This window comes from Lactobacillus kullabergensis (assembly GCF_003151025.1).
Classification (GTDB): domain Bacteria; phylum Bacillota; class Bacilli; order Lactobacillales; family Lactobacillaceae; genus Lactobacillus; species Lactobacillus kullabergensis.
Map to the genome: position 1 here is coordinate 436,989 of NZ_CP029477.1, position 13,098 is coordinate 450,086.

General features: G+C 37.7%; 12 protein-coding genes. 11 read left to right on the top strand and 1 reads right to left on the bottom strand.

The annotated features are described in order from the left end of the window. Window positions 1–15 precede the first annotated feature (15 nt). Window positions 16–1,131: a hypothetical protein gene (locus DKL58_RS02110; RefSeq protein WP_045927640.1), complete on the top strand. Its 1,116-nt coding sequence runs from the start codon at window positions 16–18 to the stop codon at window positions 1,129–1,131. An 81-nt stretch (window positions 1,132–1,212) separates the two neighbouring features. After that, the gene (locus tag DKL58_RS02115) at window positions 1,213–1,911 is read left to right on the top strand and encodes a GntR family transcriptional regulator (RefSeq protein WP_045927641.1); all 699 of its coding nucleotides are present in this window, start codon (window positions 1,213–1,215) and stop codon (window positions 1,909–1,911) included. Between the two features lie 41 nt (window positions 1,912–1,952). Here DKL58_RS02115 and tagD read toward each other — a convergent pair whose 3' ends face one another. Continuing rightward, on the bottom strand, window positions 1,953–2,339 hold the full coding sequence (tagD, locus tag DKL58_RS02120) for a glycerol-3-phosphate cytidylyltransferase (protein WP_045927642.1): 387 nt from the start codon (window positions 2,337–2,339) through the stop codon (window positions 1,953–1,955). 124 nt (window positions 2,340–2,463) lie between these two features. Between tagD and DKL58_RS02125 the strand changes: the two genes are divergently transcribed. From DKL58_RS02125 to DKL58_RS02165, 9 genes are all read left to right on the top strand, one after another. Beyond that, window positions 2,464–3,195, top strand: coding sequence for a WecB/TagA/CpsF family glycosyltransferase (locus DKL58_RS02125; RefSeq protein WP_109585937.1), 732 nt, complete (start codon window positions 2,464–2,466; stop codon window positions 3,193–3,195). 2 nt (window positions 3,196–3,197) lie between these two features. Then, a complete protein-coding gene (locus tag DKL58_RS02130) occupies window positions 3,198–4,289 on the top strand; it encodes a glycosyltransferase (protein ID WP_109585938.1) in 1,092 nt (363 codons plus the stop codon). A gap of 76 nt (window positions 4,290–4,365) precedes the next feature. Next, window positions 4,366–5,844, top strand: a complete 1,479-nt coding sequence (locus tag DKL58_RS02135) for a nicotinate phosphoribosyltransferase (protein ID WP_109585939.1) — start codon at window positions 4,366–4,368, stop codon at window positions 5,842–5,844. Next, a complete protein-coding gene (gene nadE, locus DKL58_RS02140; protein ID WP_109585940.1) occupies window positions 5,841–6,671 on the top strand; it encodes an ammonia-dependent NAD(+) synthetase in 831 nt (276 codons plus the stop codon). The genes DKL58_RS02135 and nadE overlap by 4 nt, the downstream gene beginning before the upstream one ends. A 294-nt stretch (window positions 6,672–6,965) precedes the next feature. After that, entirely contained in the window at window positions 6,966–9,605 is a 2,640-nt protein-coding gene (alaS, locus tag DKL58_RS02145; RefSeq protein WP_109585941.1) for an alanine--tRNA ligase, read from the top strand. Between the two features lie 52 nt (window positions 9,606–9,657). Beyond that, window positions 9,658–9,915, top strand: a complete 258-nt coding sequence (locus tag DKL58_RS02150) for an IreB family regulatory phosphoprotein (protein ID WP_038521496.1) — start codon at window positions 9,658–9,660, stop codon at window positions 9,913–9,915. Next, window positions 9,915–10,343, top strand: a complete 429-nt coding sequence (gene ruvX / locus DKL58_RS02155; protein ID WP_045927648.1) for a Holliday junction resolvase RuvX — start codon at window positions 9,915–9,917, stop codon at window positions 10,341–10,343. Before DKL58_RS02150 ends, ruvX begins: the two co-directional genes overlap by 1 nt. Before the next feature lies 1 nt (window position 10,344). Next, entirely contained in the window at window positions 10,345–10,650 is a 306-nt protein-coding gene (locus DKL58_RS02160) for a DUF1292 domain-containing protein (protein WP_045927649.1), read from the top strand. A 53-nt stretch (window positions 10,651–10,703) separates the two neighbouring features. Further along, entirely contained in the window at window positions 10,704–13,058 is a 2,355-nt protein-coding gene (locus tag DKL58_RS02165) for an endonuclease MutS2 (protein ID WP_109585942.1), read from the top strand. Window positions 13,059–13,098 lie beyond the last annotated feature (40 nt).

Sequence of the window (13,098 nt, forward strand, 5' to 3'; positions counted from 1 at the left end):
TAAGAAGGGAAATATATGTCAAGACTTGTGCGAGTTGGTGCCGGAGGTAAAGAAATTAGCTGGCATAATGCCTTAAATGATTTGCGTGCTGATGATGTACTGCTTTTGGAACCAGGATTTTATGAAATACCTGCGGGAATTTTTTTATCTGATATCACTATTAAAGGAACTGGCAATCTTCCTGAAGACACAACAATACTTGGTTATCTGAATGTAGATGCCGGCAGTCAATTTGTTAATTTAGAAAATTTGTGTGTTAATACTGTAAATGATGCCAACAGCTTGTTTATACCTGCTGAAGCTAATACTTTTTTGTCGTTACGCAACTGTATTGTCAAAGGTTTTGGTGGTGATACTGCTACAATAGCTGCTAACGGTAAAGTGACACTGGAGCTATTTTCGACAGTAATTATGAATGGTTCTGTTTCTTTATTTGCTGATTCCAATTTTCGCTTGGAAATGAATGATTCGACTATCAAGAATGTTGTTCAAGATATTGGAGCTTTGGCACTGGAAGGGCATGGCACTGCTATTATCAATAACTCTCGTATCCATGGCAGTATTGATACTTTTAAAAAATCAAATGTTGAATTAGATATAAATAACACTGTTGTTTACTCACTTCTTATTCAGGGACAGGCTTGGTTGAACATGCTTAACAGCAAGCTTTTATCACAAGAGGATACTGGAATGTTTATAACCGATGAGACCTGGATTAATATCATTGGCAGTGAGTTTAAGGGTGGCTTTTACTGCGAGAAAAACCCACATATAATAATCCAGAACAGCAGAATAAACCGTTTAATTGCCACAGGTAAAGCGAAGATTACACTTAACAATTCTGTCATTGTCAATCATGCTGATTTTCAGAATGAGGTTGAGTGCAATTCAAGACGTGTAACGTTCAATGGTGGCAATGAGTATGAGTATTTCTTAGCTCTAAGCGATCAGGCTCAGTTTGAAGGACATGATCTTATCTTTAATTCTAATGGTGCAAATCTGGCGGTGGAAAATCAGGCACATTTGCATGCCAGCGTGATTGCTACAAGTGATGATTCGATAACAGTAGAATGTGGGCAAAATGCTGAATTTCGTTTATGGGGCATGAAATGGACCACTAAGAAAAATTAGGTTGCTAAATTATAATTTGTAACGTATCATGCAGAGTAGACCAATTTGAATTATAATAAGATGTGTAATGGGGGTGCATTCATGGAAGAACCAATGTACATCAAAATTCACAATCAAATAAAACGTGAAATAGAAAAGCATAATTACAAAGTTGGTAGTAAAATTCCAGCTGAAAGGCAGCTAGCCCAAAAGTTTGGTGTTTCTCGGATGACGTTGCGACAAGCAATTAAAACTTTGGAAGATGAAGGCATTTTAGAACAGCGTGTTGGTAGCGGAACATATGTAGCTAACCAAAAAGTGCAGGAAAAAATGTCGGGAATTATGTCTTTTACCGATATTACACATGCTAATGGCCAAACGCCTTCAAGTAAGTTGATTTCTTATCGTTTTGGTAAGCCTTCCTTATCGGAAATGGAGCGGCTGAATTTAGATGATATGCAGGAAGTTTTGCGTATGGAGCGTATCCGTTATGCAGATGACGTTCCAATTTGCTATGAAGTCGTATCTATTCCGCATAGTTTGATTTTAAATATGTCAAAAGCCGATATTTCTTCACATTTATATCAAACTTTAGAAAAAAATGGTTATACAATAGGACGTGTAACTGAATATATTTCTGCAGCTGTAGCAAACGAAAATGCAGCTAGATTGCTTGATGCAAAAAAAGGTGAAGCATTAATTACTCGTTTGCAAGTAACAGAGCTTTCTAATGGCATACCCTTTGAGTATACTAGGGCCAGCTATGTTGCAGACCGTTTTGAATTTACTTTTGCAAAATAAAAACTCTGAATTAACTTTGTTAGTTAGTTCAGAGTTCTTTTTTATTTTAAATCATCTTTAATTTTAGTAGTGGAAATTCCTGGGGTACGAGGCAGATAGACTACATTGCAGTATGGTTTTAAAAAATCAAATTTACCATCCCAGTCATTACCCATTACAAAGGTATCAATATCATATTTTTGGATATCATTTGTCTTTTGTTCCCAGTTCTTTTCGGGAATAACCTGGTCCACGTAACGAATGGCTTCAAGAATATATTTTCGTTCAGCGTAGCTATTATATGATTCCTTGTGTTTTTGGAGTTGATTGAATTCGTCAGTAGATAATCCAACTATAAGATAATCGCCTAATTCACGGGCGCGTTTCAGCAGGCGGACGTGACCATAATGCAGTAAATCAAATGTACCATAAGTAATTATTTTTTTCATAGTTTCAGTACTCCTATCAATTTGACGAGTTAATAGTATCATATTTTTAAAAAAGGTAAAGCGTATCCTCAATTGGATATTATTTTGATAAAATAAAGTAAATTGAGGATTAGGAGATATAGTTATGACTAAAGTAAATGTTTTAGGAGTTAGTTTCGATAATAAAAGTTTTAACCAGTTTCAAAATGAATTTGTCGGCAGAATTAATGCACATCAATCAACCTTTATAGTTACTGCCAATCCTGAAATTGTTATGTCAGCTAATGAAAATCCTGAATTTATGAAGATTTTAACTTATGATGCTGACTATATCACCGCTGATGGCATTGGAATTGTAAAAGCAAGTCACATATTAGGAGAGCCGCTTAAGGAAAGGGTAACAGGTTATGATCTGTTTTCATGGTTAATGAAGTTGGCAAATGACCGCAGCTTAAGAGTATTTCTTATCGGAGCTCGACCAGAGGTAATTCATGCTATTCAAGGAAAAATTGCCAGGGACTATTCTGATATTCAGCTGGTGGGAGCTGAGGACGGCTATTTTAAGGAAGATTTGGAACTTGTTGCTTACCAAATAGAGCGTACAGAACCTGACCTGGTTTTTGCTGCATTGGGTTCTCCTCGTCAAGAACAGCTCCTGTCTGTTTTGCGGAGAAATCTGCTACCTGCGCTTATGATGGGAGTGGGAGGCAGTTTTGATGTCTTTTCAGGCAAAGTCAAACGAGCTCCTCAAATTTGGCAGACTGTTCATTTAGAGTGGTTTTATCGTCTTCTTAAAAATCCTTCGCGGTTAAAGCGAATGATGGTTTTACCACATTTTGTTCACGAAGTTTACCAGTCGAAAAAAGGGAAAGAATAATTATGAAAGTTTTGCACGTTAATGCTGGACTCGAAAATGGCGGCGGCCTGACCCACATCATTAATTTGCTAAAAGAAGCTAAAAATGAACAACAAAACTTTACTTTATTATGTTTAGCCGATGGTCCTGTTGCTCAAGCCGCCCGCACAGCAAAGCTGGATGTACAAGTTTTGGGGATAAAAAGTCGTTATGATTTAGGTGGCTTGAATAAGCTGGCTAATTTCATTAATCAGGGAAACTTTAATATAGTTCATACTCATGGAGCAAGAGCAAATCTTTTCCTGTCTTTAATTAGGCGAAAAATTACAGCTAAATGGTGCATAACTATTCACTCCGACCCCTATCTTGATTTTGTTGGTCGCGGTTTAAAGGGCAAAATATTCACCAAAGTTAATTTGCATGCAATTAGCCAGGCAGATTGTATTTTTGCTGTTACGAAAAGATTTGCTAATTTATTAATTAAAAAAGTAAAAATTAACCCGGAAAAAGTACATGTAATATATAATGGTACTTTTTTTCATGAAAACAGCCAGATCCCTGCTAAATATGAACATCCCAATTTTAATATAGTAAATGTTGCCAGAGCCGAAAAAGTTAAGGGTCAGGCGTTGCTGCTGCAAGCATTAAAAAAACTAAATAATGCCAATGTTCATTTATTTATTGTTGGGGATGGTACGGAGTTAAACTCCCTAAAAAATCTGGCACAACAATTAAAATTGGGTCCACAAGTAACTTTTCAAGGCTTTATGACGCATAAACAATTAAAAAATTTATATCGGCGTATGGACCTAGCGGTTTTAACCTCATATTCTGAGAGTTTTCCCTTAGTTTTACTAGAAGCAAGCGATAATCTTTTGCCATTGCTGTCAACTGCAGTTGGTGATATTAAAGTAATGATACCAGATCAAAAACATGGCTTTGTAGCTAATATTGGTGATGTAGATTCGATTTGTACCCAGTTAAAACTAGCTATAGACACCCCTAAAGATCAGCTTAAGGAAATGGCTCAGCGTGAAAAAAATTATGTTGAACGACATTTTTCATTAAGACAACAATTAGAAAGTATTTTACGGGTCTACAAAAAGATTGCATAGATTGGTAAGATTGTTAAAAAATCCACAAATGTTTATAATAAGACAAAAAATATTAGTGAATTTATAAGAGGACAGAATGTTTTACCAAGAATTGGATAAAGATGACTCGTTAACTCTTCATACAGATTTGTATGAAATTAACATGATGTATACCTATTTTAAAAAGGGAATTTCAGAACGCAATGCGGTTTTTGAGGTTTACTACCGTAAAGAGCCGTTTGGCAATGGTTATTCTGTTTATGCAGGATTAGAACACGTAATTTTATATTTACAAAACCTGAAATTTAAAGAAAGCGATTTGAAGTATTTAAAAGAAGAAATTGGCTATAATGATGATTTTATTGATTATCTGCGTCAACTGAAACTGAAACTTACGGTACGGTCGATGCCCGAAGGAGAAATAGCTTTTGCCAATGAACCTTTGCTTCAAGTTGAAGGACCATTAGCTCAATGTCAATTAGTTGAGACTGCCATTTTAAACATTATTAATTATCAAACGTTGCTGGCAACTAAAGCTGCTCGTGTCAAGCTGGCCGTGCAAGGCGACGGTGTCATGGAATTTGGTACAAGACGGGCACAGGAAGCAGATGCTGCTATCTGGGGTACTCGTGCAGCTTATATCGGTGGTTTTGACTCAACCAGCAATGTTCGTGCTGGTAAGTTGTTTGGTATTCCTGTTTCTGGTACGCACGCTCATTCATTAGTTGAAGCATTTGGCAGTGAATATGAAGCATTTAAAGCTTATGCAGAAACGCATAAAGACTGCGTTTTTCTTGTAGATACATATGATACTGTCAGAAGTGGTGTACCAAATGCTATCCGTGTTGCCAATGAAATGGGTGATAGGATAAACTTTCAAGGCGTGCGCATAGATTCTGGTGACATGGCTTATATTTCCAAGCAAGTTCGTCGCGAACTAGATAATGCTGGTTATACCAACGCCAAAATTTTTGCTTCAAATGATTTGGATGAAACTACGATTACCAGCTTGAAAATGCAGGGAGCCAAAATTGATGTTTGGGGCATTGGCACGAAATATATTACGGCTTATGACCAACCAGCTTTAGGAGCCGTTTATAAATTAGTTTCAATTGAAGATGATCAGCACCATATGCGTGATACTTTAAAAATTTCTTCTAATGTGGAAAAAGTTTCAACTCCTGGTAAAAAGCAGGTTTGGCGTATTTCAGCTAATACTGAAAAGAAAAATGAGGGTGACTGGATTGCACGGGCGGGTGTAGATCCGCGAGAATTTGATTCACTTTATATGTTTCATCCCCAGTATACTTATATCAATAAAGTGGTAACGGATTATACTGCTGAGCCGCTTTTAAAAGATATTTTTGTAAATGGCCAATTGAAATATCACAAGCCTAAATTAACAGATATCAAAAACTTTTGTGCAGCTAATTTAGATGGTCTTTGGGATGAATATAAAAGAAGTTTGAATCCGCAAGAATACCCTGTTGATCTTTCTCAAGATTTGTATGACAGTAAAATGAATATCATTCAGGATATTCGTACGAATATTAACAAAGGAGATACCGTACAATGAGGCCATTGCAAAAAGAAATTATAAAATATGAACATGTTTTACCCCAAATCGATCCGCAAAAAGAAATTCGACGTTCAGTTGATTTTTTGAAAGATTATCTTAAAGAAAATACATTTTTAAAATCATATGTACTTGGAATTTCAGGGGGTCAAGATTCTACGCTGGCAGGGAAACTGTGCCAAATGGCAATTTCCGAAATGCGTGAGGAAACGGGGGACAATTCATATCAATTTATTGCCGTTCGTTTACCTTATGGCGTTCAAGCAGATGCTCAAGATGCAGCTGATGCAGTAGCTTTTCAAAAACCCGATCAGGATTTAACAGTCAATATTAAACCGGCTGTTGATGCTTTGGTAGCCAGTTTGAATGAAGCTGGACAGCAGATCACAGATTTTAACAAGGGTAATATTAAAGCCCGTGAACGTATGATTGTACAATATGCTATTGCTGGTGCTCACAATGGTGCGGTAGTTGGTACAGATCATGCGGCTGAAAATTTTAGCGGTTTTTATACTAAATATGGAGATGGTGCAGCGGATCTGACCCCGCTTTTCCGTTTAGATAAACGACAAGGTAAGCAGATGCTTAAACTTTTAAATTGCCCAGAGCATTTGTACCAAAAGGCGCCAACAGCAGACTTAGAAGAAAATAAGCCAGGCTTACCGGATGAAACTGCACTGGGAGTTAGCTACAAGGATGTTGATGACTACCTAGAAGGTCGGACAGTTTCTGAACTGGCTGCACAGAAAATCGAGTCGCTCTGGCGTAAAAGTGAGCATAAGCGGCATTTACCGGTAACTGTTTTTGATAATTTTTACCGTAAATAGAGATATTGAATTCTTTGTTTATAAATTTTTTCAAGTTAACCAATTATTGACAAAAACTGTGCAAGTAGTACAATTACTGATAACTTAAGATATGTTTTTTAAGATTAGCAGTTCAAAGAGAGAATCGTCCGGTGAAAATGATTTACTGCTATTTAAAAAATGCTCCTTATGGTTTAACAAATAAAATTAATTAAGAGGTAACAAGCACTGTTGCAATTAAGGTGGTACCGCGTTTAAAGGCGTCCTTATGATAAGCAACGGTGTTTTTATTTTGGCAAAAGGGAGATATATTTGATGAAGAAACTGACAAGTTCAGAATTTAGACAGATGTTTTTGGATTTCTTCAAGCAGCACGGACACATGGTATTGCCCAGTCAATCATTAATTCCACAAGATGATCCAACATTGCTGTGGATTAATTCCGGTGTGGCAACGATGAAGAAATATTTTGACGGTTCTGTAGTCCCTAAAAATCATCGGATTACCAGTTCGCAAAAATCCATTAGAACAAATGATATTGAAAATGTTGGTAAAACGGCCAGACACCAAACTTTTTTTGAAATGCTGGGCAACTTTTCTGTTGGTGATTATTTTAAAAAAGAGGCAATTACCTGGGCTTGGGAATTTTTAACGAGTCCAGACTGGCTTGATTTAGATCAGGAAAAGCTTTATTGCACGGTTTATCCTAAAGATACAGAAGCCCAAAAAATATGGTTAGAAGTTGGGATGCCTGAAGATCATATCGTTAAACTGGAAGAAAATTTCTGGGATATTGGCGAAGGCCCTTGTGGTCCTGATTCCGAGATCTTTTATGATCGTGGTCAAGAAAATAACGATGTGGCGGAAGATGATCCAGAAAACTTCCCCGGTGGTGAAAACGCCCGTTATTTGGAAATTTGGAATATAGTCTTTTCACAATATAATCACTTAGCAAATGGCAAGTATGTTGATCAACCGCATAAGAATATTGATACCGGTATGGGCTTAGAGCGCGTTTTGTCTATTTTGCAAGATGCGCCAACTAACTTTGAAACTGACCTCTTTTTGCCGATTATCCATGAAACAGAAAAAATGACTGCTGCTAAAAAATATGGCACAAATAAGGCAGATACCACTGCTTTTAAGATTATTGCAGATCATGTGCGGACTGTCAGTTTTGCCATTGCAGATGGTGCACTGCCATCAAATACAGGGCGCGGCTATGTTTTACGGCGTTTGATCAGACGGGCAGATTTAAATGGCCAGCGTTTAGGTATCAAGGGTGCGTTTCTTTACAAGTTGGTTCCAGTAGTCGGCAAAATTATGGAGAGTCATTACCCAGAAGTGACAGAGCAAAAGGACTTTATTGCCAAAGTAATTAAGAACGAGGAAGAAAGATTCCAGTTAACTCTTGAGTCGGGATTAACTTTACTTGATGACTTGATTGCAAGTGCACAAAAGTCAGAAGATAAAACAATTACTGGTAAAGATGCATTCAAATTATTTGATACTTATGGGTTTCCTTATGAACTGACTTTTGAAACTGCACAGGATGCAGGTTTAAAGGTTGACCAAAAGGGTTTTGATGCCGAAATGGCAGCTCAAAAAGAACGTGCCCGTAAAGCTCGTGGTAATTTGCAATCAATGAGCTCTCAAGATGAAACTCTGATGAACTTAAAGGATAAGTCAGAATTTGAATATGGCGTTTATGAAGAAAAACACGCAAAATTAGTTGATATTATAGTTGATGATCAGTTAGTTGATAAAGCAGATGGCGATAATGCCGTTTTGATTTTTGATAAAACTCCTTTTTATGGTGAACGTGGTGGCCAGGTAGCCGATCATGGTAATATCTATAATCAGGAAGGGGAACTTGTTGCTCAGGTAACCGACGTACAACATGCGCCTAATGATCAAAATATGCACTTTGTCGATGTGATTTTACCTCTGACAAAAGGTGAGGAATATACTCTAAAGATCGACAGAGTTCGTCGCGAAGGTCTGCGCCATTCTCATACTGCCACGCACTTATTACATGCAGCTTTGAGAAGCGTACTTGGTGAACATACTCATCAAGCAGGCAGTTTGGTTGACCCTGATTATTTACGTTTTGACTTTACTGCGCTTGAGCCAATGACCGAAAAGGAACTTAAGTCAGTTGAGAACTTGGTAAACCAAAAAATCTGGGCGGCAATTGATGTCAAAACTACTATTACTGACCCTGATACTGGTAGAAAGATGGGTGCTCTAGCTTTATTTGACGGTAAATACGGTGATAAAGTCCGGGTTGTCCAAATAGCAGATTTCTCTATTGAATTCTGTGGTGGTACTCATTGTGCCAATACTAACCAAATAGGTATTTTTAAGATTGTTTCTGAATCTGCTATTGGTGCAGGTATGAGAAGAATTGAAGCAGTAGTTTCCAAGAAAGCTTATGAGTACTTGGCCAGCAGATCAGAATTGTTAGATGAAATCCAGGCAGAAGTAAAATCAACTAAACCAGAAGATATTATTGATAAGGTTGATTCGCTTGAAAAAGATCTGCATGACAGTCAAAAGCAGGTTGAGGACTTAAACTTGCAAATTAATCAAAGCAAGGCCAACTCTATTTTTGATAATGTAGAGCAAGCAGGTGATTTGTCTGTTATTGCACAAAAAGTTGATGTTAACGGAATGAATGATTTGCGTGAATTTGCCGATACTTGGAAGAGTGGCAAAAAGTCAGACGTGTTGGTTTTGGCGACTGCTAGTGACGGCAAGGCAAATATGATCATTAGTTTAGGTGATAAAGCCTTAGCGAAAGGCCTTAAAGCAGGTGATTTAATTAAGCAAGCTGCTCCAATCTTTGGCGGCGGTGGCGGCGGTCGACCAGATATGGCTCAAGCCGGAGGCAAAAAACCTGAAGGTCTTGAAAAGGCTATTCAGACAGTGATCACAGCGATTTCAAAAAATTAATTGATTGAGTTTATACTGTTTTTCAAGTAAAATTGTGCTAGGAGGATTGATTATGAGTTCGCTAGATAAGACAATGCACTTTGACTTTAATGAAAATAAAGGCAAAAACGTTCATGACACTCTGCAAGATGTTTATAATGCTCTGGAAGAGAAGGGCTATAATCCAGTTAATCAGATTGTCGGGTATTTGTTGTCTGGCGATCCAGCCTATATTCCACGGCATAATGATGCTCGTAATTTAATTTTAAAACACGAACGTGATGAAATTATTGAAGAGCTTGTCAAAAATTATCTTGGAAAAGATAAATAATGCGATTAGTTGGTTTAGATGTTGGATCAAAGACAGTAGGTGTTGCAGTCAGTGATGAATTAGGCATTACTGCACAAATGCTTGAAACTATCCCTATTGATGAAACGCGTTATAATTTTGGTATGCGTGCAATTAAAAAGATTGTGCGCCAATATGAACCAGCGGGTTTTGTTTTAGGTTTGCCCAAAAATATGGATGGATCTTCTGGCGCTGCGGTTGCGCGAAGTAAGTCATACGGTGAAAGGCTTGAAAAGAAGTTTGGTTTGCCAGTGCACTATTCTGATGAGAGACTAACTACAGTTGAATCTGAACGTGTTTTAGTTGAGCAAGCAAATATGCACAACCGCCACCAACGTAAAAAAGTGATTGACCAAATGGCCGCTGTCTTGATTTTACAAAATTATTTGGATCTAAACCGAAAGGATTAATATGACACAAGAAGTTAACGGTGATGACCGTCAAATTACCTTGATTGATGATCAAGGCAATGAAGAATTATATGAAATTTTATTTACATTTCATTCTGATGACTATGATAAATCATATGTTCTGCTTTATCCGGCAGCTGCCAGTGATGATGAGGAAATTGAAGTTTTGGCTTTTAGTTATGACTCCGATGCCGCAGGTGATGTCACTAGCAGTGATTTACACGAGATTGAAGCAGATGATGAATGGAATATGGTCCAAGGAGTTTTGAACACATTTTTGGACGACGACCGATTAAGTGGTGAATAAAAAAGACTGGCTGGGCCAGCCTTTTTTATTCAAGATTAATTATTTAGAAACTAATGAATGATAAGATATTAGAAACTTTAGAATTTGCAAAAATTACTGAACAACTGCAACAAATGGCGATTACTACACCAGCTAAAATGGCAGCTGAGAGTCTTGTACCAAGTGATGACTTTGCTCAAGTAGAACTGGCACTGAAGCAGACTTTGGCAGGTGCTGATATTTTACGTGTTAAAGGGCAACTGCCTTTAACGGATTTTGCTGATGTTGAGCCGAGTATTAAGCGTTTGCGAATCAAAGCAAATTTGAATGCAAAGGAATTAGGCAACTTATTGCTGGTTTTAGCACTTGCTAATGAAATCAACGACTTTTTTAGCGATGTTGATGAGGAAAAATTGGATTTAACGGCAATAAATTCGATTTTAATGCAATTGGACGTGCCTCAGTCATTGTTTAAGCAACTTAAGCGTTCGCTGGATTTTGATGGGGAAGTTCTTGATACTGCATCTGCTGAATTATCCCATCTACGTCGCGAAATCAAAAATAATGATGCAGAAATTAAAGATAAAATGGATAGCTACACAAAAGGTAATAGCGGCAAATATTTATCTGAACAGATAGTGACTATTCGTGATGAACGCTATGTTATTCCGGTTAAACAAGAGTATCGTAATAAATTTGGTGGCGTTGTTCACGATCAGAGTGCGAGTGGTCAAACTTTATTTATTGAGCCGAGTGCAGTTTTAAATCTTAACAACCACCAGCAAACCCTTTTGGCACAAGAAAGACGAGAAGTAAATCGAATTTTACGTAATCTGTCTGATATAGTGCGCCCAGAAGTTGATAGTATAGATGCCATTGCAAGCTCCTTGGTTGAACTTGATTTTATCCAGGCTAAAGCAAAGCTGGCTCATTTCATGAAAGCAACTGAACCGCAATTGACTCATGATCAGTCACTTTTATTTTTGCAAGCGCGACATCCTTTAATTGACCCCAAAAAAGTCGTTGCCAACGACATTCGCCTTGGTGAAGATTACGATACGATGCTGATAACTGGTCCCAACACTGGTGGGAAAACTATTACCTTAAAAACTGCAGGAATTTTACAATTGATGGCCCAGTCAGGGTTATTTATCCCGGCAGCAGAAGGCAGTAAAGCGGGCGTCTTTAGGGACATTTGCGCTGATATTGGAGATGAACAGTCTATTGAGCAATCACTCAGTACATTTTCTTCACATATTAACGATATTGTTAAAATAATGAAAAATGTTGATGCCAAGACACTGGTTTTGATTGATGAAATTGGAGCTGGAACTGATCCAGAAGAAGGAGCCAGTCTTGCAATCAGCATTTTGGACTTTTTACGGCAAAAAAAGGCTAAAATAATCGTTACAACACACTACCCAGAACTTAAACTTTATGGTTATAATCGTAAAAGAACGACTAATGCCTCTATGGAATTTGATCTTAAAACACTATCTCCAACCTATCGTTTACAAATTGGTATTCCGGGTCACAGTAATGCTTTTGCCATTGCTCGCAGGCTGGGGATGCGTGAGGATGTGGTTAAAAACGCTCAAGGGTTGATAAGTGACGAAAACGTTGATATTAACCAAATGATTACCGAGTTGACTAAACAAACCAAAGCTGCTTCAGATGCTCGCAGTCATCTAACAACTAGTCTTGATCGAGCTAAAAAGCTTGAAATAAAATTGCAACAGGCATTGGATTGGTATAATCAGCGTGTGCAAAAGCAGCTGGAATTTGCCCAGGAAAGAGCTAATGAAGTAGTCACAAAAAGTCGTAAAAAGGCTGATAAGATCATAGAGCAGCTTGAACAGCAAAAGGGCGAAGTTAAACAAAATGAAATCATTGCTGCTAAAGGTCAATTTAATCAGCTTGAACGGCAAAATGAAAATTTGGCTCATAATCGCGTTTTGCAACGCGAAAAAAGACGTCATCATGTCAATGTAGGTGATAAGGTAAAAGTATTGTCTTACGGACAAACTGGCACTATTACCAAAAAATTATCTGAACATGAATATGAAGTTCAAATGGGCATCATTAAAGTAAAAGTTAGTGATCGAGACATAGAAAAAATCGGGTCACAAAAAGAATCGCGATCTACTAAGCAAGTTCGCGCTATTAGTGCAAGCAGGCGGAGCAATGTGAGAAGTGAGCTTGACTTGCGCGGTCAGCGTTATGATGAAGCGATGACTAACCTCGATCGTTATATAGATTCTGTACTACTGGCAGGCCTTGATGTTGTCACGATTATTCATGGCATTGGTACTGGCGCAATTAGAAAAGGAGTTTGGCAGTATCTAAAATCAAGCAAGCATGTGAAAAGTTATAACTACGCTCCGGCAAATGAGGGTGGTAACGGAGCTACAATCGTTCATTTGCAATAAAATGCTTTACTTGTAAAAAGTAAGTCTGCTTGCTATAATG

Excerpts from the sequence above, each read along its gene's own strand:
- DKL58_RS02130 (WP_109585938.1), top strand. The coding sequence starts at position 3,198 with ATGAAAGTTTTGCACGTTAATGCTGGACTCGAAAATGGCGGCGGCCTG.
- nadE (WP_109585940.1), top strand. The coding sequence starts at position 5,841 with ATGAGGCCATTGCAAAAAGAAATTATAAAATATGAACATGTTTTACCC.
- ruvX (WP_045927648.1), top strand. The coding sequence starts at position 9,915 with ATGCGATTAGTTGGTTTAGATGTTGGATCAAAGACAGTAGGTGTTGCA.
- DKL58_RS02160 (WP_045927649.1), top strand. The coding sequence starts at position 10,345 with ATGACACAAGAAGTTAACGGTGATGACCGTCAAATTACCTTGATTGAT.
- DKL58_RS02110 (WP_045927640.1), top strand. The coding sequence starts at position 16 with ATGTCAAGACTTGTGCGAGTTGGTGCCGGAGGTAAAGAAATTAGCTGG.
- DKL58_RS02165 (WP_109585942.1), top strand. The coding sequence starts at position 10,704 with ATGAATGATAAGATATTAGAAACTTTAGAATTTGCAAAAATTACTGAA.
- tagD (WP_045927642.1), bottom strand. The coding sequence starts at position 2,339 with ATGAAAAAAATAATTACTTATGGTACATTTGATTTACTGCATTATGGT.
- DKL58_RS02150 (WP_038521496.1), top strand. The coding sequence starts at position 9,658 with ATGAGTTCGCTAGATAAGACAATGCACTTTGACTTTAATGAAAATAAA.
- alaS (WP_109585941.1), top strand. The coding sequence starts at position 6,966 with ATGAAGAAACTGACAAGTTCAGAATTTAGACAGATGTTTTTGGATTTC.
- DKL58_RS02115 (WP_045927641.1), top strand. The coding sequence starts at position 1,213 with ATGGAAGAACCAATGTACATCAAAATTCACAATCAAATAAAACGTGAA.
- DKL58_RS02125 (WP_109585937.1), top strand. The coding sequence starts at position 2,464 with ATGACTAAAGTAAATGTTTTAGGAGTTAGTTTCGATAATAAAAGTTTT.
- DKL58_RS02135 (WP_109585939.1), top strand. The coding sequence starts at position 4,366 with ATGTTTTACCAAGAATTGGATAAAGATGACTCGTTAACTCTTCATACA.